Source organism: Arthrobacter sp. BL-252-APC-1A, from assembly GCF_009696625.1.
Classification (GTDB): Bacteria; Actinomycetota; Actinomycetes; order Actinomycetales; family Micrococcaceae; genus Arthrobacter_B.
In genome coordinates, this window is the sequence record NZ_VULS01000010.1 from 124,768 (window position 1) to 143,363 (window position 18,596).

General features: G+C 64.1%; 20 protein-coding genes and 2 tRNA genes. 11 read left to right on the forward strand and 11 right to left on the reverse strand.

Going from position 1 to position 18,596, the window contains the following annotated elements; translation table 11 throughout:
• Positions 1–51: 51 nt before the first annotated feature.
• A complete protein-coding gene (locus FYJ28_RS14750) occupies positions 52–1,887 on the reverse strand; it encodes a phosphoenolpyruvate carboxykinase (GTP) (RefSeq protein WP_055239826.1) in 1,836 nt (611 codons plus the stop codon).
• Between the two features lie 365 nt (positions 1,888–2,252).
• Between FYJ28_RS14750 and FYJ28_RS14755 the strand changes: the two genes are divergently transcribed.
• Positions 2,253–2,328 (forward strand) — tRNA-Arg (locus FYJ28_RS14755).
• Between the two features lie 133 nt (positions 2,329–2,461).
• Entirely contained in the window at positions 2,462–3,886 is a 1,425-nt protein-coding gene (locus tag FYJ28_RS14760) for a dihydrolipoyl dehydrogenase family protein (protein ID WP_154579821.1), read from the forward strand.
• 8 nt (positions 3,887–3,894) lie between these two features.
• Here the strand turns inward: FYJ28_RS14760 and FYJ28_RS14765 are convergent, their stop codons facing one another.
• The 3 genes from FYJ28_RS14765 to upp form a co-directional block, all read right to left on the reverse strand.
• On the reverse strand, positions 3,895–4,422 hold the full coding sequence (locus FYJ28_RS14765; protein WP_154579822.1) for a SixA phosphatase family protein: 528 nt from the start codon (positions 4,420–4,422) through the stop codon (positions 3,895–3,897).
• Positions 4,423–4,568: 146 nt separating this feature from the next.
• Positions 4,569–5,423: a winged helix-turn-helix domain-containing protein gene (locus FYJ28_RS14770; protein WP_154579823.1), complete on the reverse strand. Its 855-nt coding sequence runs from the start codon at positions 5,421–5,423 to the stop codon at positions 4,569–4,571.
• Positions 5,424–5,933: 510 nt separating this feature from the next.
• Complete coding sequence (gene upp, locus FYJ28_RS14775) at positions 5,934–6,569, reverse strand: uracil phosphoribosyltransferase (protein WP_055239822.1); 636 nt, start codon at positions 6,567–6,569, stop codon at positions 5,934–5,936.
• A 79-nt stretch (positions 6,570–6,648) separates the two neighbouring features.
• Between upp and tadA the strand changes: the two genes are divergently transcribed.
• The 3 genes from tadA (at position 6,649) to FYJ28_RS14790 (ending at position 7,851) form a co-directional block, all read left to right on the forward strand.
• Positions 6,649–7,143, forward strand: a complete 495-nt coding sequence (gene tadA / locus FYJ28_RS14780) for a tRNA adenosine(34) deaminase TadA (protein ID WP_055239821.1) — start codon at positions 6,649–6,651, stop codon at positions 7,141–7,143.
• 44 nt (positions 7,144–7,187) lie between these two features.
• Entirely contained in the window at positions 7,188–7,676 is a 489-nt protein-coding gene (locus FYJ28_RS14785) for a pyridoxamine 5'-phosphate oxidase family protein (protein ID WP_055239820.1), read from the forward strand.
• Positions 7,677–7,761: 85 nt separating this feature from the next.
• Positions 7,762–7,851: transfer RNA gene (locus FYJ28_RS14790), tRNA-Ser, on the forward strand.
• A gap of 78 nt (positions 7,852–7,929) precedes the next feature.
• On the opposite strand, the gene FYJ28_RS14795 is transcribed toward FYJ28_RS14790, so the two are convergent.
• Genes FYJ28_RS14795 through FYJ28_RS14805 form a run of 3 tightly spaced genes read right to left on the reverse strand, consistent with a single transcriptional unit; the run spans position 7,930 to position 10,345 of the window.
• Positions 7,930–8,922 (reverse strand): phosphatidate cytidylyltransferase, encoded by a 993-nt coding sequence (locus tag FYJ28_RS14795; protein WP_200907590.1) that lies wholly within the window; start codon positions 8,920–8,922, stop codon positions 7,930–7,932.
• On the reverse strand, positions 8,919–9,653 hold the full coding sequence (locus tag FYJ28_RS14800) for a lysophospholipid acyltransferase family protein (protein ID WP_154579824.1): 735 nt from the start codon (positions 9,651–9,653) through the stop codon (positions 8,919–8,921). Before FYJ28_RS14800 ends, FYJ28_RS14795 begins: the two co-directional genes overlap by 4 nt.
• Complete coding sequence (locus FYJ28_RS14805; protein ID WP_154579825.1) at positions 9,650–10,345, reverse strand: CDP-alcohol phosphatidyltransferase family protein; 696 nt, start codon at positions 10,343–10,345, stop codon at positions 9,650–9,652. Before FYJ28_RS14805 ends, FYJ28_RS14800 begins: the two co-directional genes overlap by 4 nt.
• 124 nt (positions 10,346–10,469) lie before the next feature.
• On the opposite strand from FYJ28_RS14805, the gene FYJ28_RS14810 reads away from it, so the two are divergent.
• Positions 10,470–11,069, forward strand: a complete 600-nt coding sequence (locus FYJ28_RS14810) for a hypothetical protein (protein ID WP_154579826.1) — start codon at positions 10,470–10,472, stop codon at positions 11,067–11,069.
• Positions 11,070–11,086: 17 nt separating this feature from the next.
• Here FYJ28_RS14810 and FYJ28_RS14815 read toward each other — a convergent pair whose 3' ends face one another.
• Complete coding sequence (locus FYJ28_RS14815; protein ID WP_326831753.1) at positions 11,087–12,106, reverse strand: DUF808 domain-containing protein; 1,020 nt, start codon at positions 12,104–12,106, stop codon at positions 11,087–11,089.
• 153 nt (positions 12,107–12,259) lie between these two features.
• Here FYJ28_RS14815 and FYJ28_RS14820 point away from each other — a divergent pair, with 153 nt between their 5' ends.
• Complete coding sequence (locus FYJ28_RS14820) at positions 12,260–12,607, forward strand: DUF1905 domain-containing protein (protein ID WP_154579827.1); 348 nt, start codon at positions 12,260–12,262, stop codon at positions 12,605–12,607.
• Positions 12,604–12,879: a hypothetical protein gene (locus tag FYJ28_RS14825; protein ID WP_055239814.1), complete on the forward strand. Its 276-nt coding sequence runs from the start codon at positions 12,604–12,606 to the stop codon at positions 12,877–12,879. Before FYJ28_RS14820 ends, FYJ28_RS14825 begins: the two co-directional genes overlap by 4 nt.
• A gap of 31 nt (positions 12,880–12,910) precedes the next feature.
• On the opposite strand, the gene FYJ28_RS14830 is transcribed toward FYJ28_RS14825, so the two are convergent.
• Positions 12,911–13,792 (reverse strand): patatin-like phospholipase family protein, encoded by an 882-nt coding sequence (locus FYJ28_RS14830; RefSeq protein ID WP_154579828.1) that lies wholly within the window; start codon positions 13,790–13,792, stop codon positions 12,911–12,913.
• Positions 13,793–13,910: 118 nt separating this feature from the next.
• Between FYJ28_RS14830 and rlmH the strand changes: the two genes are divergently transcribed.
• From rlmH to putP, 3 genes are all read left to right on the forward strand, one after another.
• A complete protein-coding gene (rlmH, locus tag FYJ28_RS14835; protein ID WP_055239812.1) occupies positions 13,911–14,366 on the forward strand; it encodes a 23S rRNA (pseudouridine(1915)-N(3))-methyltransferase RlmH in 456 nt (151 codons plus the stop codon).
• A gap of 100 nt (positions 14,367–14,466) precedes the next feature.
• Entirely contained in the window at positions 14,467–15,093 is a 627-nt protein-coding gene (locus FYJ28_RS14840; protein WP_195840691.1) for a DUF4232 domain-containing protein, read from the forward strand.
• A gap of 172 nt (positions 15,094–15,265) precedes the next feature.
• A complete protein-coding gene (gene putP, locus FYJ28_RS14845; RefSeq protein ID WP_154579830.1) occupies positions 15,266–16,768 on the forward strand; it encodes a sodium/proline symporter PutP in 1,503 nt (500 codons plus the stop codon).
• A gap of 96 nt (positions 16,769–16,864) precedes the next feature.
• Here the strand turns inward: putP and FYJ28_RS14850 are convergent, their stop codons facing one another.
• Positions 16,865–17,347, reverse strand: coding sequence for a hypothetical protein (locus FYJ28_RS14850; protein WP_154579831.1), 483 nt, complete (start codon positions 17,345–17,347; stop codon positions 16,865–16,867).
• On the reverse strand, positions 17,340–18,362 hold the full coding sequence (locus FYJ28_RS14855; protein WP_154579832.1) for a LacI family DNA-binding transcriptional regulator: 1,023 nt from the start codon (positions 18,360–18,362) through the stop codon (positions 17,340–17,342). The genes FYJ28_RS14850 and FYJ28_RS14855 overlap by 8 nt, the downstream gene beginning before the upstream one ends.
• Positions 18,363–18,596 lie beyond the last annotated feature (234 nt).

An 18,596-nucleotide genomic window follows, 5' to 3' on the forward strand; every position in this document is an offset into this window, starting at 1 on the left:
GAAGGCCCCGCACTCATTCGCTGAGTGCGGGGCCTTCCGTTTGTTCAGGACCTACTTCGCGGCTGCGAAGCGCTCCTTGAGTTCGGCCAGCTTGGCGGAGAGCTCCTCGGGCAGGGAATCACCGAAGCGGGCGTACCACTCGTCGATGCCGGCCAGCTCGGTCTCCCACTCGGCCGGGTCCACGCGCACTGCGGCTTCGACGTCGGCCGGGGTCATGTCCAGGCCCTTGAGGTCAATCGAATCGCCGGTGGGCACAAAGCCGATCGGGGTTTCGACGGCGTCGGCCTTTCCTTCGAGGCGCTCGATGACCCACTTGAGCACACGCGAGTTCTCGCCGAAGCCGGGCCAGGCGAAACCGCCGTCGGCCGTGCGGCGGAACCAGTTCACCAGGAAGATCTGCGGCAGCTTCTCCTGGTTCGCGGTGCCGCTGAGGGTGATCCAGTGCTTGAGGTAGTCACCTGCGTCGTAACCGATGAACGGCAGCATGGCCATCGGGTCACGGCGCACCACGCCCACGGCGCCGGCAGCGGCCGCTGTGGTCTCCGAGGACAGCGTGGAGCCCATGAAAATGCCGCTGGTCCAGTCGCGCGCCTGGGTGACCAGGGGAACCGTGGTCTTCCGGCGGCCGCCGAACAGGATCGCGGAGACCGGCACACCGTTCGGGGAATGGTATTCCTCAGCGAGCATGTCGATCTGGTCGATCGGGGTGCAGAAACGGGAGTTCGGGTGCGCAGCAGGGGTGCCCGCTTCCGGAGTCCAGTCGTTGCCGCGCCAGTCCGTCAGGTGCGCCGGCGTCTCGTCCGTCATACCTTCCCACCAGACACCGCCGTCGTCGGTCAGGGCCACGTTGGTGAAGATCGAGTTGCCCTTGGCGATGGCGCGCATCGCGTTGGGGTTGGTGCTCCATCCGGTGCCAGGGGCGACGCCGAACAGGCCGGCTTCCGGGTTGGTGGCACGGAGCTCCCCGTCGTGGCCAAAGCGCAGCCAGGTGATGTCATCTCCGAGGGTCTCGACCTTCCAGCCTTCGACGGTCGGATCAAGCAGGGCCAGGTTGGTCTTGCCGCAGGCGGACGGGAAGGCAGCGGAGACGTAGTAGTCCTTCTTCTCCGGGCTGGTCAGTTTCAGGATGAGCATGTGCTCGGCGAGCCAGCCTTCGTCCCGTGCCATGACCGACGCGATGCGCAGCGCGTAGCACTTCTTGCCCAGCAGGGCGTTGCCGCCGTAGCCGGAGCCGTAGGAGTAGATGGAGCGGTCTTCGGGGAAGTGCACGATCCACTTCTCCTCGTTGCACGGCCAGGGGACATCTGCTTCGCCCTCAGCCAGAGGGGCGCCGACGGAGTGCAGGGCGGGGACGAAGAAGGCGTCAAGTTCCTCCATCTTGCGCAGCACGTCGGTGCCGATGCGGGCCATGATCCGCATGGAGGCGACCACGTAGGCGCTGTCGGTGATCTCGACGCCGAACTTCGGGTCCTCGGCGTCGAGGTGTCCCATGACGAACGGAATAACGTACATGGTGCGGCCGCGCATTGAACCGGCAAAGAGACCGTTGAGCTTGGTCCGCATTTCCGCGGGATCCATCCAGTTGTTGGTGAATCCGGCGTCTTCCTTCTTCTCGGAGCAGATGAAGGTCTGCTCCTCGACGCGTGCCACGTCCTTGGGATCGGAGAAGGCAGCGAAGGAGTTGGGGAAGGTCTCAGGGTTCAGCCGGGTCAGTGTGCCGGCCTCTACCAGTGCGTCGGTGAGCGCCTTGTTTTCCTCGGCAGATCCGTTGACCCAATAGACGTCGGCGGGCTGCGTCAGCTCTGCCACTTCCTGGACCCACGCGAGCAGGCCACGGTGGGTGGTGGGTGCCCCGCTGGAGGCCTCCCTGTTCTTGCTGTCCTGCATTTGGCTAGGAGCAGCGTTGCCGCTCTCATCGAGAACTAGCTGACGCGCGTCATCGCCCATGACTCTTCCCTTCGTTGGGTCAGTGGTATTTTTTGATGCTATTTCCCAGCTGCGGCCCTCCAGCGGGCCAAAGATGTTACCTATGTGGCGAACAGATCCAAGTTTGCCTAGATTTCAAGGGAATTTCATCCAAAATCACTGTTTTGTGTGACGAAGGTCATATAGACCGGTCTAGTATTCGGCCGTAACGGAACCCGATTGGCGTTCTCCCGGGAACCCCGCTATAGTTATCTACGGCCAAACAGCCACGGAAGAACTTGAAAGAAACCGGGGAAACCCACCAACTTCAAGGATATTCCAAAAATGCGTGCGTAGCTCAACGGATAGAGCATCTGACTACGGATCAGAAGGTTGGGGGTTCGAATCCCTTCGCGCGCACCACTGAAACCCGGCCTGACCTGCAGAAATGCGGTCAGGCCGGGTTTTTTTCTGCCCGCGCCGCGGTGTCGTTCGAGATGACGGCAGGCCTTTGCCGCTCTTGCCCCGGAGGCGGACAGATGGAAGGCTCGGGCCCATGACTGAATCCCTGGAAACAGATGTCGTAGTCATCGGCGGCGGAGCGGCGGGAGAGAACGCTGCGGGCCGTGTGGTGCAAGCCGGGCTCCAGGCCATCCTGGTCGAGTCCGCCCTGGTTGGCGGGGAGTGCTCATACTGGGCATGCATGCCGTCAAAGGCACTTCTGCGACCGGGCACGGTCCTGGCCGAAGCGCGCGCCGTGGACGGAGTCCGCCAGGCAGTGACCGGAGGACTTGACGCCAGGGCGGTCCTGGACCGGCGGAATTCCTTCACCTCAGACTGGGACGACGCCGGCCAGGTGGAGTGGGTCAGGGAAACAGGAATCGGCCTGGTACGCGGCCGCGCCCGGCTTACCGGTGAGCGTTCTTTGCAGGTGAGTGACGACGACGGCACACGGGCAACCATCCGCGCCCGGCACGCCGTCGTTCTTGCTACCGGATCCCTACCGGTCCGCCCTCCGCTCGAAGGCCTGGACCAGGTCAGTTTCTGGGGAACGGCAGACGCGACTTCGTCCCAGGAAGTGCCTCCCCGCCTCCTGGTAGTGGGAGGAGGAGTCGCCGGAACCGAACTGGCGCAGGCCTATGCCCGTCTTGGCTCTGAAGTATCCATGGTGGTGCGGCACAACCTGCTGGATGCGTTCCCCCGGCCGGCAGCGGACCTCGTGGAGGAGGCACTGCGTGCCGACGGGATCACCCTCCATACCGGCACTACGGCCGAACGGGTCTTCCAGGACGAGTCCGGCAGCATTGTCCTGGCGCTGCCGGACGGAGAAATGCTGCACGGAGACCGGCTGCTGATCGCCACCGGACGGCGCCCAGCATTGCACGGGCTCGGGTTGGAAGAACTGGGCCTGGACCCGGATTCGCTGGTTTCCGATGCCAGCGGGCTGGTCGCCGGGTCCGGCAACTGGCTTTACGCCGTCGGTGATGCTGCAGGAAAGGTTCTGCTGACCCATCAGGGCAAGTACGAAGCGCGCGCAACGGGTGCCGCAATTGCAGCACGCGCTAAGGGCGAGATTGGTTTCGAAGCTCCGCCGGACTGGAGCCGGTTTGCCGCGACGGCGGATCACTACGCAGTGCCGCAGGTGGTTTTCACGGATCCCGAGATAGCGATGGTCGGGCTGACCCCGGAGCAGGCGAAGGAACGCGGCATCCGGGTTTCGGAAACGTCCCTGCCGATCAGCGTGGCTGGATCATCCCTCTATGCCGACGGATACAGCGGCTGGGCCCAAATGGTTGTTGATGAGGACCGCGGCGTACCGGTTGGTTTCACGTTCGCCGGGCCCGGTGTGGCTGAGCTGCTGCATGCCGCCACGATTGCCGTGACCGGGCAGGTCCCGCTGGACAGGCTCTGGCATGCCGTTCCTGCCTACCCCACCATCAGCGAGGTGTGGCTGCGCCTGTTGGAAAAGTACGGACTTTAGCGGCCCTTTCAGCCCCGGGGCACCACAAAATCGGTAACACGTGCGTCGCGGCCGTCGAGTTCGGCCCAGGGCACCTCGACTTCCATGACGGTCAGTCCGGAGGTTGGATAATGGGTAGCCATTTCCATCACGGCCTCTTCGTTGGAAGCAAGGGACGCCAGCCGCATGCCGACGTCCTGGGCCCCCGGCATATGCGCAATCACCAGCAGGCTGGTTACCGTCTCCGGTACATGGTTGATGACGCTGATGATTCCCGACGCCGAGGCGTCGTAAAGACGGTCCTCCAATTTGGCGGTGGGCGCCTTCTCCCCCAGTTCGTCGCAGACCCACGTGCAGGTCTGCCGTGTCCGCAGGGCGGAGGAGCAGAGGATAAAGTCCGGAACGGAGTCGTTCTCCCGCATCCAGATCCCGGCCTGCGGGGCGTCCCTGTGACCGCGTCCGGAGAGCGGGCGCTCATGGTCCGAGGTGACCTCGCGCGGCCAGTCTGCTTTGGCATGCCGCAGCAGCATCAGTTTTTTCAGGTGGTGGCCGCTCATGGGCCAAGTCTATCCGCGCGGGGGCCCTGGCCGGGCCGCGGCCTCTGCCCTGCAGGGACCGGCATCCTGAGAGGGCAGAAACGGCTGCTTTGAGGATCAAAGCAGCCGTTTCTAGCCTCTTCCAGTGGTTGGCGCCGCAGGTCTTGCTAGATGCTGTATTCCGGAGCGGCCCAGACAACAACTTCGGGGTGCTCATAGAACCTGTAACCCTGGCCCCGTACTGTTCGCACGGTGTTGGCCAGCCGGCCCAGCTTTGAACGCAGCCGGCGGATGTGAACGTCGATGGTCCGCTCATTGGGCACTTCCTCGGCATTGCGCCACAGGCCGGAGAGCAGCTCCTCGCGCCCAACGGTCCGGGAAGCGTTCTCCACGAGGTAGTTGAGCAGTTCGAACTCCTTGAACGTAAGGTTCAGGGTTTCGCCGTCCAGGTGTACCTCGCGGCGGGAAAGGTCGATAAGCACGCCGGTTGGCCGCGGTGCACTCTGCTGAACGGGTGACGGTGCAGGCATCTCCTGGCGTGGCTTCCGGCTGACAGTCGGGTCCCCCAGTGCCTGGCGGACAACGTCGATGTCAGAGCCGGCGGCACTGGCAGGTGCCAGTGCTACGGCCGCGTGGCTTTGAGCACCCGGCACAAGTGTCTGGACGTGCGCCCGGATTTCCTGGGCCAGCTTAGTGAGCGTAGTTCCGGCGGCCGCGGCGGCGTGTTCATCCAGGCCAACGTAGATCACGAAACCTCTGGCAACCGTGTCATTGGCAACTGGCTGCGGGCCGGGCACTCCGGACGGGGCGACCACTGGTGTCGGGGCGGTGACGGGCATTCCCTCCGGATAGGAGGGACGCGGTGAACGGGCCGCGTTGGGAACTACCTGGCCAGGGAACTGCTGTCCCGTGGCGGGCGCACCGAACTGGCGGGCAAACCCAGCCGGCCGTGCTGGTATTCCGGCTGCCCTTGTCTGGGCATTGCGGAGGGAGATGTGGACGTACCCGGATGCTACTGACATTTTGGGACCTCATGGTGAATTGCCGTCGAAACGGCACTATGCAGGGAGTGTGTCCGTTTCGCAGGCGCAGGGGTTGCGCCACTCAACAGAACTGGTGTGGTGCCTGGGATGGGGGGTGGTGTCCCTGGCCTGCATTCGACGACAGCAGCTCTTCGGCCCGGCATGGCTGCCGGAAAGAAGATCTGCGACACATGCTGTCGTGTGGATGTTCACGTTACGGATTATTGCATGTAACAAAGAAGTACGCACAAGTAACAATGGTCCCGTCGTCTCAAATAGTGGACGTTACACGTGCATCTGTGAGCTATTTCACCCTCCAAGACAAATACCAGCGAATGTCCTTGGTATTCCCCAATCGGAATAGATCCCGGATCTACAAGGGATTTCGGTCAGTTCCCGCATTAACGACAAAGGCGGCTCGTAAGCACACTTACGAACCGCCAGAAGTCAAGCACCTGTCAAACTGTCCACATATTGAGACAATCTAGGCGCGTTTGGATGCTTTCCGCGTTAGTGGACGACGCCGTAGAGGCGATCTCCAGCATCTCCCAAGCCGGGCACGATATAGGCCTTTTCATCCAGCCGCTCATCAATGGAAGCCAGGACAATGGTGACGTTGGCGTCGGCCAGCTCCTCCTCCAGCACGCTGAGGCCTTCCGGTGCACCCAGCAGGCAGATGCAGATGATCTCAGCAGCGCCCCGGTTGAAGAGGAACTTGATCGCCTCGCGAAGCGTGCCGCCGGTGGCCAGCATGGGGTCCAGGACGAACACCTGCCTCCCGGTGAGGTCGTCCGGAAGCCGTTCCGCATAGGTGATGGCTTCGAGGGTCTCCTCGTTGCGGGCCATGCCCAGGAAACCGACCTCGGCAGTCGGAACCAGCCGTGTCATCCCTTCAAGCATTCCCAACCCTGCGCGGAGGATGGGGACAACCAGCGGGGTCGGCTTGACCAGCCCCGTGCCAATTGCAGAGGTAACGGGAGTCTCAATGTTCACGGGTTCAACCCGGACGGTCCGTGTGGCCTCATAGGCGAGCAGGGTGACAAGTTCTTCTGTCAGCATCCGGAAGACCGGTGAAGGGGTGTCCTTATCCCGGAGAACCGTCAGCTTGTGGGCTACGAGGGGATGATCCACTACTAGTACGCGCATGAGTCCAAACTACCACCGAGGACCCCGGCAAACCGGGCCCGTTTGTCCTCCGGAGGTATGAATAAGGGACCATAGCCGTATGGAATCCCCCACAGCTGCACACCAGGCCTGGATGGGACTCGCCCTGGAGCAGGCGCGCGCCGCCCTGGACACTGACGACGTCCCCATTGGCGCCGTCGTCGTAGGTCCGGACGGAACCATCCTGGGCACCGGACGCAACGAGCGTGAGGCGACCGGTGATCCGACGGCCCACGCCGAGGTTGTGGCAATCCGCCAGGCAGCTGCGGCGCTCGGCGAGTGGCGGCTGGAAGGCTGCACCCTGGTGGTCACCCTGGAACCGTGTGCCATGTGCGCCGGCGCCATTGTCCTGGCCCGCGTGCCACGCGTGGTGTTTGGGGCCTGGGACGAGAAAGCCGGCGCCTCCGGTTCCGTTTTCGAGATCCTGCGGGAGCCGCGGCTGAACCACTGGGTGGAGGTTTTCCCAGGCGTCCGGGAAAGGGAATGTGCTGAACTCCTGCTCACGTTTTTCGGCTCACGGCGTAGGAGCCGCGGTTCACACGGCATTAAACAGTAAGTAGGCTTTCTTTCATCCGTGGAACCTACCAGCTAGGAGCAGGCATGACTTCAGAGCACCAAGAGGGCGTAGATCGCGTAGTCAAGATCCTGGAACACGCCAAGATCGGCAACCTGACCACCCAGGATCTTCAGGGCAACCTGGTCAGCCGGCCGCTGGAGCTGCAGGAAACGGATTCCGACGGCAATCTGTGGTTCTTCACCCAGGACCCCTCCCCCAAGGCCGACGAGATCCGGGCCAACCCGAACGTGAACGTCTCCGTGGCGGACAAGAAGGGCTACCTCTCCATCAGCGGCCGTGCAGAGATTTCCCGTGACCAGGAGAAGATTCAGGAGCTTTGGAGCGCCTCGGCTTCAGCATGGTTCGAAGAGGGACGCGAAGATCCGTCCATTGCGCTGATCAAGGTCAACAGTGACACCGCCGAGTACTGGGTGTCGGACGAACCCAAGATTGCCAGCATCTTCAAGATCGGTAAGAGTGCCGTAACCGGCCAGACGCCGGATATCGGAAAGAACGACGTCGTCGACCTCTAGCGCAGGCTCGCCGTCCCGGCCCCGGCGGACCCGGGGCCGGGACGTTTTGGGACTGGGGCCAAACACCCGGTAAGGTTGACGCGTTGGTGACGTGTCCGAGCGGCCGAAGGTGCAACACTCGAAATGTTGTTTGGTGTAAAAGCCAACGTGGGTTCAAATCCCACCGTCACCGCCATTTGAGAAGGTCCCGGTTCCCTTGTAAATCATGGGAACCGGGACCTTTTGCTTTGCCCCGCCCAGGGTCGCTCCGCCGTCAGGTGTAGAAGAACCGCACCGCGTGGAAGAAGACAGGCGCCGCAAAGCAGAGCGAGTCCAGGCGGTCCATGATGCCGCCGTGGCCGGGGATGGTGGAGCCGAAGTCCTTAATCCCGCGGTCCCGCTTGATGGCAGACATCACCAGGCCCCCGGCGAAGCCCATCACGCAGGAGATGAAAGCCAGAAGCGCGGCCATCAACGGGCTGAACGGGGTGACCCACCACAGAGCCGCCCCCAGAGCGGTGGCCGACAGCACTCCCCCGATGAACCCTTCCCAGGTCTTGTTGGGACTCACGCCCGGCGCGATTGGGTGCTTCCCGAGCGTCTTGCCCCACACGTACTGCAGCACGTCGGAGCCCTGCACCACGATGAGCAGGAACAGCAGCAGCTGCGCACCTGTCGCCCCGCCGGCTCCGGGCGCCGAACCTTCGGCCGCATCCCGGCCTGCCTCCATGGCTACCGGTAGCTGCAGCAGCGCCGGGGCGTAGCTGATGGCGTAAACGCATACCATCAGCGCCCACTGAATGGCCGCGGTTCGCTGCAGGAAGCCGGTGGTCTGCCCGGCCAGTGCATTGCGCGCGGGAAGGAAGAGGAAGGCGTACACCGGGATGAAGACACTGAACATGCCGTACCAGTGTTCCCACAGGAACCAGTAGTGCACCGCGGGGATGATGAACACGAGCCACACGAGAACCTTGTGATCTCCGCGGCCGGTCGGCGAGATGGTGATGAACTCGCGCAGTGCCAGAAGAGAGAGCACTAGAAACAGCAGGATCGTCACCGTCTCGCCGGCTGCCAGGACAGTGCCTATCAGCGCGACCATCAACCACCAGGCGTTGATGCGCTGCTTCAGGTTCACTATGGTGCCCGTTTTGCCCACCCGTCGCCCGAGCACCCATGCGATCACGGTGGCCAAAACCAGTACAACGACGACGCCGCCAAGGAGTTTCAGCGACGTCCAGTCCAGCAACCCCAATTCCCAGGCGCTCACGGATTGTCCTGCCGGGTCTGGCTGGGAGGGGCCGAGGGACCGTCGTCCGGTCCAGCAGCAGGCTGCGTGCCTTGATGCTTCGCCAGGCCTTCGACCAGAACCTGCCGGGCGCGGGCCAGGAACGTCTGTCTGTCCTCATCGGGTCCCAGATGGAGTGGCTCGCAGAAGATGACGGTGGAGAGGTGAGGCACCGGGATCACCTCACCTTTCGGGAGGATCCGGCCGAGGTTCGCCAGCGTCACTGGGACCACAGGCACCTCCGGGTGAAGACGGGCCAGTTTGTACAGTCCGCCGTGAAACGGGGCTATTGTGTCGCCTTCGCCGCGGGTACCTTCAGGGAAGATAATCAGCGAGTCGCCGGCGGCCAGCACCTCCGCCATGCCCTCCACCTGCCCCTTGGGGCTAACTCCCGAGTCCGACGTGCGCTGCCGGCTGCTGCTGGAGCCGTGGCGCTCGACCAAATAGGCGTTGAAGATCCGTTCGGCAAAAGCCCTCCGCACCCCGGACCCCCAGTAGTCCTTGGCAGCCACCGGACGTGCGCGTCGCTGAAGCTCGGCAGGCAGTGCGGCCCAAATGGTGAGGAAGTCCAGATGGCTCGAATGGTTCGCGTAGTAGATCGCCTGCCCGGGTAGATCCAGTCCCGGTTCTCCGGCTGCAGTCACAACGCGCGCACCGGCGAAGGCTCCGACAAGTTTCGCGAGGCTGCGCCGGGCGGCCCTTCCAAGGTTCATGCGGGCAGGTCCTTGCTGCGGGCACGCAGCGCAGCGCTGACGCGGCGCAGGCGGCGGGCACAGGTGATCAGTGAGCCCAGCGCGATGAGGGCCAGTGTGCAGAACAGCGCCCATCCTTCCTGCCAGGGAAGCCATGGCTCGGCGATGCCCGCCAGGACACCGATCATCAGCAGCCACATGCGGTGAGGTTTGGCCAGGGGCCCGTCGAAGAAGTTTCCCGTGCCAAGGGCTGCTCCGAGGCAGCGGATGTAGGCAGTGAGTACGGCAAGTATCGCTGCAAGGAGTCCAAGCGTGATCCCTAAATCGACCCGGCCGGCGGTCGCCAGCCCGGCGGTCGCGATGCCGGCGGCCCCCAGGAACAGCACATCGGAAATCCGGTCCGGCAGTTCGTTGTAAATGTCACCTACCGGTGAGCTCATGCCTTTTTCCACGGCCAGCATCCCGTCGAGCATGTTCAGCAGCAAACGCAGCGGTATGCAGGCAGCAGCCACGGCCAGAAGAACAGCGCGAACGACGGCGTCGCTGGCATTCCCCGACCAGATAAGCGCAACGGCGCCCGCTGCAGCGAACAGCACTGAACCGACCGAGATCTGGTTGGGGGTGAGTTTTGCCGCCGCAAGAAGATCCGCAGCTTTTGCCGCCCACCGGCTGCTGCGCTGCGGTATTTCCCGCCTGTCCGTTCCATGGCTCATCTAAAGTGTCCGTTCAATTTGCCTTGTGCCGTAGCTCATACGCTATTACGAGCCGGACGGCGGAACGGGCACCAACCCGCGATCAATCCCGCGGTTCCCCTTAGCCTTTCATTACAGTGTGAGCATGAAAGCCCGGCGCAAATCAGCAGTCAGGAATGCCCTGCGGGAGCACGGGATCGCCGGCGCCTGGGGCTTCGCAGAAGCGACGTTCTTCTTCGTGGTCCCTGATGTGTGGACATCCTGGGTAGGGCTGCGGCGGCCTAAACGCGCGGTCGGCACCACGTTCTCTGCCCTTGGCGGTGCAATGGCCGGAGGTGCCGTGACCTACTGCTGGGGCCGCAAAGTGGCCGCAGAAACCTCGCGTAAGGCGTTGGCGAAAGTTCCGGCGGTCACGGATGCCATGATCGGCGACGTCGAACAGGAGATGGCCGAGTCCGGCGCCGCTTCCCTGCTGCGGGGGCCCACCCGTGGAGTCCCTTACAAGCTCTACGCGCGGGCAGCCGGGCTGCAGCGGACCTCGCTCGTGGCATTTCTTGCCTGGAGTGTGCCCGGCCGAATGATCCGGTTCCTGGCGGTGACGGCGGCAGTATCCGGTATCGCAGCCCTGGGCCGGCACTGGTTCCCCGGAATGTCCGAACGGCGCATCTCGACCGTGTTCTGGCTGTGCTGGGCTGCGTTCTACGCGGTATTCATTCCACTGAAGTCCCGCCGAGGGTCGGCCTAGGGGCCGCCTCGAAATCCCTACCCGGCGTCAGTGTCCGTCTTCTTCGGCCGGTGACCGGCTATCGCTGCCCTCGTGTCTCCGGGCTCGTGCCCTTCCTTCTTCTTGCCGAAAGGGAAGACCTTCTTCACCAGGACCAGCACGGCCATGACGACCAGGCCCCAGGCCAGGCCCGCAACGGCCGAGCAGAGTGTGTTCACGAGCCAGCCGAGGAAGCCTCCCACAACGGCCAGTTCGGCCACGGGGTGCTCCAGGAGATGCACCAGATCGTAGGGTGCGTGCCAGCCAAGGTCGGAGGCACCCACCAGCATGATGTGGCCGCCAACCCAGAGCATGGCAATTGTTCCGACGAACGTGATCGCCGCCAGCACGGCGGGCATTCCCCTAACCAGCAGTCCACCGACCCGCTTGGAACCAGCCGAGTCCTTGCCGGCAAGGTGCAGGCCGATGTCGTCCATCTTCACGATCAGTGCCACTGCCCCGTAGACGAGCACCGTAATCGCGATCGCCACGACCACCAGGATTACTGCGCGCACCCAGATCGAAGCGTCACCTACCTCGTTCATGGCAATGACCATGATCTCGCAGGAGAGGATGAAGTCCGTAGTGATGGCGCCCTTGACTACCTTAGACTCGGCATTGGGCCCCCGTTCGACTGCGGGTTCCTTCTTCGCCTCATGGTGGCCAAAGAACTTGTGCCACACCTTCTCGGCACCCTCATAACAGAGGTACGTACCGCCGAGCATCAGGATGAACGGAATGACGCCGGGGATAAAGGCACTGACCAGCAGCAGCGCAGGCAGGATGATGAGCAGCTTGTTCCGCAGCGAACCCCAGAAGATCTTTTTGATCATCGGAAGTTCACGGGAGGGGTCCGCCCCGGAAACATACTGCGGTGTCACCGCGGCGTCATCAATCACGACGCCGGCGGCCTTGGCACCGGCCTTCGCAGCTCCTGCCGCGATGTCGTCCACCGAGGCAGCCGCTATGCGGGCCAGGGCAGCGACGTCGTCCAGCAGGGCGACGAGTCCGCCGCTCACAGACCGCTCCCGGCCTGTTCGAAGACGGAAACTTGGGGGTAGATGGCGCCCTTGAGACGCGGAATTGCCATACCGGGATTATAGGGCCGCAGGACCGGCGTTGCAGTGCCGTTTCCGTTGCCGCGCCCGCCTCGGGGCCGTAGGTTTCTCCGCATGGACACATCGTTCAGGGCACAGGTGTTTGAATGGCGCGGCCCGGCACCGTTCTACTGGGTCCTCCTTCCGGTGCACGCTGCCGACTATGTCCGCGCGCAGGCCGCCAAGGCTACCTACGGATGGGGCGCTATTCCCGTCCTGGTGCGGATCGGAGCCACGGAGTGGGAGACCTCGCTGCTGCCGCACAGCGGTGCGTATGCGCTGCCGCTGCGGAAGGACGTCCGCATCAAAGAAGAGATTGGCGACGGCGAGACCGTGGCGGTCGCGCTCACCATGGCACCCCGCGAAGGCCGGACAGCGAGCGGCCCGGGACCGGCAGTGCAGGTTATTGAGGAGGACAGATGAGCGTACGGATTCTGCGGGCGGACGGTCCGGTGGAGGAGCTCGACGACGAAGAGAACGGCACGCGCTACGCCTACCAGGTGGCGCCCGGCGGTGTACTGATCGTCCTGGAGTGCCCCGATGACGGCAAATGGCTGGTGCGCAAGGAGGTCTCCGCCAACCGCTGGAATGAGGTGTCCGGGCGGAGGTTCATCGGTGACGCCACCGGTGTTGGCGGGATTGAGGGCGGCAAGGCCGACGGCCGGCCAAAGTCCACGAAACTGCCCCCGCCGTGAACACCCGCGGTAAGCACCCACCGTCAGCAGGTCAGGCGAGCCAGAAGTCCCGCAGCGCGGCAGCCGCTTCCTTGCCCTGGCGCCGGCCGGCCGCCGAAGCCGGTATCCGGGTGGAACGCAGCAGCGGATTCGCGCCAAAATCCCGCAGGGCAGCTTCATCGGCTTCCATCAGGAAGGTCTGGCTGTGCTGCTGCAGCTTGGCGAGCGCCTGCGCCAGACTGGGACCGAACGGGCTCGCCGGGGCCTCCGGACCGCAGGCCAGCACCAGCACCTTTCCGTAACCTTCAGCGACGTCGGCATTTGTTGCCGAACGCATCCCGCCGTCCATATAAGGACGGCCCAGTATCGTGACCGGCGGCCATACCGTGGGAACCGCGCAGCTGGCGGCGACCGCACGGGCGAGCTCGACGTCGGACGTGGCATCCAGGACAGTGAACGACCCGTCCTCCGCATCCACCACGGCAATGCCAAACGGCCGGTCCGGCCACTCGCGCTGCGGCAGCAGTGACCGGATGCTGGCGACCCACTCCCCCTCGGTCATCACTGCCGGTGTGGTCCGTGCCAGCTGCCCCACCCGTGCCCGTGCCGCCATCTCGTCGCCGTCCCCGCGTCCCGCCGTCGCAGTGAGCTCAATGAAGGCCTCACTGCTGAAGCCGCTGGGATCCTGGTACGGCGCTTCGGTGCCCTGCGCGGCGGGTGCCTGCCCGGCGTCGTCGAGCTGTGCCGCCAGGACCTGCGGAAGCAGGCCGGAACGCAGCGCCGCTCCCACCATGGAACCGGCGGATGTGCCCACCACCAGGTCCGCAGCGTTGAGATTGATCCCTTCTTCCAGAAGGGCAGCGAGCACGCCCATCTCCCATGCGATCCCTGCCACCCCGCCGCCGCCAAGGATGATTGCCCGTGTTTGGCTCATGCTGAGTGCTCCGTTCGTGTGCCTCCCTTACTGCCCGGGAGTCTAGACGCACGCGCCCACCGAACGGCAGGACCGGCGGCGGTTTTGGTCCCGGACATACCCGGTATTGAATAAGGGCATGGCATTACGTGTTCTGATGGTCGGCCGCAAGCATGAGGACTGGGTGGTTGACGGGATTCACCGCTACGAAAAGAGGCTGAAGAAACCCTTCGACCTCTCCTGGGTGTCAATCCCGCATTCCGCCAGGGAAAACGATGCCGCCCGTAAGGAAGAGTCAGAGCGCCTGCTCGCCAAAACCGGCAGTGACTATGTGATCCTCCTGGATGAGCGGGGCAAGGCCATCACTTCCCCGCAGCTTGCGAAGACCCTGCAAAAGCCCCTGGACAATTCCCGCAACGTCACCCTCATTATTGGCGGGGCCTACGGCGTGGACCAGAGCGTGCATGACCGGGCGGATTTCGTCTGGTCGCTGTCCCCGCTTGTGTTCCCGCACCAGCTGGTGCGGCTCATCCTGGCAGAGCAGGTTTACCGGGCACAGGAGATCGCCGCCGGGCGTCCCTACCACCACGAATAGACATTCGTCCCTTCCGTAACAATTCGATGAGGTTTTTGTGCGGCCCGCGGTGCGGTTTGACCGAGTGGCGGCGCGGGTTCAAGGTGAACGAATGAGAACCATGGCTGCCAGAACCCCGCTCTTCCTTTCCGCCGGACTGCTTGGTGCAGCCCTGGTCCTGGCCGGCTGCGGGGGCAGCAACAACACTGACGAGCCCCCCTCGCCCACCCCGTCAGGGAGCACGACGGCGAGCCCCGCTCCGAGTGCCGCGCCCGGCACCTCCGCGGCACCCCAGACATCGGCACCTGCGCCGGAAGCCGGCGTCGTTCCGTGTACCGCGGCTATGCTCTCCGCTGCCGTGGAAGACACCCCGGGAGGCGGGGCCGCAGGCAGCGTTTACCGTGACCTGGTGCTGAGTAACACCTCGTCAGAGCCGTGTTCGACGTTCGGTTTCCCCGGCGTCTCCTACCTCTCGGTAGCCGCAACCCAGGTCGGTGCACCGGCGACCCGTGCCGGCGGGGCTGCCGCTGTATCCGTGACGCTTCAGCCGGGGCAGTCTGCGGTTGCTTCCCTGCGTGAAACCCGTCCGGAGAATTACGGCGAGGAGTGCTCGAAGGTGCCGGTTTCCGGGCTCCGGGTCTTCCCGCCGGAAGATACTGCCTTCCTCGACATTGCCCGCGCCGGGTACGGCTGCAGCAACGACGAGATTGAGCTGCTGGAGGTCGGTCCGCTGACCGGTCCGCGGTAGCACAGGGGGTCCTGCGCCATTGATTCGGGCAGATGGCAAATTAGCCGTACCGTTCCCCGGTTGGCATACTGGTGGGCATTTGTGGCCTGCGGCACTGTGCAAAGTGCGCAGTGCCGCGGCCCACTGACACTGACACTGACCGACGTGATACGGAACTGACCGGAACGGCTACATGACTGACGAAACGTACAAGTTGATTGCCCTGATCATTTACATGATCGCCATGCTGGGAATCGGATGGTGGGCTTACCGCCGCACCTCCAACCTGGATGACTACATGCTGGCTGGGCGGGGGCTCAAGCCAGGTGTCGCAGCGCTCAGCGCAGGCGCCTCGGACATGTCCGGCTGGCTGCTCATGGGCCTGCCGGGCGCAATCTACCTCTCCGGGCTCACCGAAGCGTGGATCGCCGTTGGCCTCACGGTCGGTGCATGGCTGAACTGGAAGTTCGTGGCGCCCCGGCTGCGTTCCTACACGCTTGTTGCCAACAACTCGATTACGGTGCCGAGCTTCTTTGAGAACCGCCTCAAGGACCGCACGCGGGTGCTGCGCGTAGTTTCCGGCATCATCATCCTGGTCTTCTTCACCTTCTACGTGTCCTCCGGCATGGTGGCCGGCGGCGTCTTCTTCGAGAGCTCCTTCGGCTCCAGTTACACCACCGGCATGCTGATCGTGGGCGGCGTGACCATCGCCTACACCCTCTTCGGCGGTTTCCTCGGCGCCAGCTACACCGATGTGGTGCAGGGCCTGATGATGCTCCTCGCCCTCATCGCCGTCCCGGTAGTGGGAATCTTCCTGGTGGGCGGCCCGTCCGGCATGGCCGAGTCGCTGCGCGAAATCGATCCTGCCATGCTCAACCCGGTGGCGGGCACGACGGCGCTGGCCGTAATCTCGGCCCTTGCCTGGGGCCTGGGCTACTTCGGGCAGCCGCACATCATCGTCCGCTTTATGGCCCTCCGCTCCCCGTCCGACGCCGTAGCCGGCCGCCGCATCGGCGTGGGCTGGATGCTGCTGAGCGTGATCGGCGCGGTCTTCACCGCCCTGGTAGGCGCCGCTTACTTCCAGCAGAACAACCTGACCCTCAGCGATCCCGAAGCAGTCTTCCTCAGCATGGCCCAGGCGCTCTTCCATCCCATCGTTGCCGGGTTTGTCCTCGCGGCAGTACTGGCCGCCATTATGAGCACCATCTCCTCCCAGCTGATCGTGACCTCCTCCGCCCTGGTGGAAGACCTGTACAAGATCGTGGTCAAAAAAGATGCCTCCCAGCGCGTGCTGGTGATGCTCGGCCGCGGGGCGGTGCTGGTTGTTTCCGTGGTGTCCATCTTCCTGGCGCTGGACCGCAGCAACTCCATCCTTGACCTGGTCGGGTTCGCCTGGGCCGGTTTCGGAGCGGCCTTCGGTCCCACCATCCTGCTGTGCCTGTTCTGGCGCCGCCTAACCACCGCGGGCGCACTGGCCGGCATGGCCGCCGGAGCAGTCACCGCCTTCGTGTGGGGCAGCTCCGAGCTCTCTTCTACCCTGTACGAGATCATCCCCGGCTTCGCCGTGAACCTGATCCTCGCCGTCGTCGTCAGCCTGCTCACCCGCGCTCCTGCCGGGCTGGACCGCGACTTCGATGAAGCGCGGGAAATTGCCCGCCGCGGCGCGGAGGAACCCGAAGCGGTTCCCGCGCGCTGATCCGGTCATGGCGTCCGTGTCCGGATAGCGGGCACGGACACCATGGCCTAGGGCACTCGAAGGCGGTCCCGGCCCCCGGCCGGGACCGGTGAGGCGCTATTCCTCGTCCACCTCATGTTCCCCAGCTGGGATTTCCGTGAGGAGCAAGGCTCCGCGCCGATACGACACGCGCCACTCGAATCGATCATTCCAGCTGCCGAAGGAGATCAGGCGTTCAGGTCCGGCACCCGCGTAGGGACTCTCCCACTCCAGGTTCCATCCGGCCCGCAGACGGCCGAGCGCGGACTGCACGTCTCCGAATGCGTCCTGCTGGGCTGACTCCCGGCGCCGGCGGAAGTATGCCTCGGGGATACACAGGAGGAATCCCCCCAGCAGGCAGCCTGCCATCAGGTAGACCACTGCGTCTCCTGCGCTCGGGGGCAGCATGCCCCCAAAGGGCAGCACGAGCAGCAGCGGCAGCAAAAGGCCCCACGACGTCAGCATGAGGACCTGGACGGCGCAAAGGCAAAGTCGGGCCCTGAACAGGCGGGCGACAGCTGGACCGGCGACCTTTAAGGAACGCAGCGCCGCGTCAGGCATGGCCACCCTCAAGCGTCGTAGCGCGCAGGATGAGGTGGGTCGACAACGGCGTCGGTTCGGCAGGCAGCCCGGCCATCACCCGGGACGTCAGCTGTTCCACCGCCTGCGCGGCAATGAGTTCCGGGTCCAGGTCAATCGCCGTGATGGCCGGTGAGGCTGACCGGGACTGCTCCGAGTCCGCGCCGGCAACCAGCTGCACCTGCTCCGGAACGGCAATGCCGCGGGCCGTGAGTTCATCGAGTATGCCGCGGGCGTGCCGGCCGGTGAGGCAGTAGATCGCATCCGGCAGGTCACCGTCTTTCAGCAGTTCAGCGACGGCATCCCTTCCCCCCCCGGTGCCGTCCGCTTCCGGACGGGCCACCACCCGTGCCGGCATTCCGTGGCGTTCGGCCCAGGTCCGGTACGCCGACGCCGAGTCCAGGTTCCAGGAGTTGTGGTCGCACCCGGTGACAAGGGCTATGCGCCGTGCCCCCCGTTCCTGCAGCGTGCGGAGAATCAGCTCTGTCTCATCTTCATCCATCGAACCTATCCAGTCAGTGAACCCCGGGCGGTCCGGTACGCGGCCCACCGTAATAAACGGCAGGGACGCTTCCTGAAGCAGGTCTATGACGGGGTCCGATTCCAGCGGATCGGCGATGATGTAGCCGTCCAGCGTCAGCGCCAGCGGCTGCCGGGGAAGCTTTGAGAGGTCACGCAGCAGCATGAGGCTGAGGTTCCGCTCCAGGCATTCAACTGCGACCGCACCGATGAGCCGGGTGAAGTAGTCGACGCCGGTGGGCCGGTAAGTCCCCAGCGTATCCAGCGGGCGCAGCATCAGTCCCACCACTCCGAGCGGGCTGCTGCGCATTCCCCGGGCGAGCGGATCGGGCTGATAGCCGAGCCTTTCCGCGGTCTCGCGGATCCGTTCCCTGGTTACCGCTGAGAGCGTGCCTTTGCCGTTAAGCGCATGCGAGACAGCGGTGATGGATACCCCGGCGGTGCGTGCGACGTCCCGGATGGTGGTTCTTGACGACAATGTTTCTCCATTTCACGGCGCTTGGTAACGGTTAGGCAACGGAACTGACGCTACGACATATAAAACGTTTTATACACCTAAATTCTGAGAGTAGCGGGCATCAAACCGGCTCTTCGCGGTTGGTGGTGAAACAGGTTCCGTGTCTTGAAAGCTAAAGGGCTCGTAGCCCTGCTGTGATGGATGTTCTCTACGCATTCATCAACAGTCAGGAGCTACGAGCCTTGATCGAGCCTA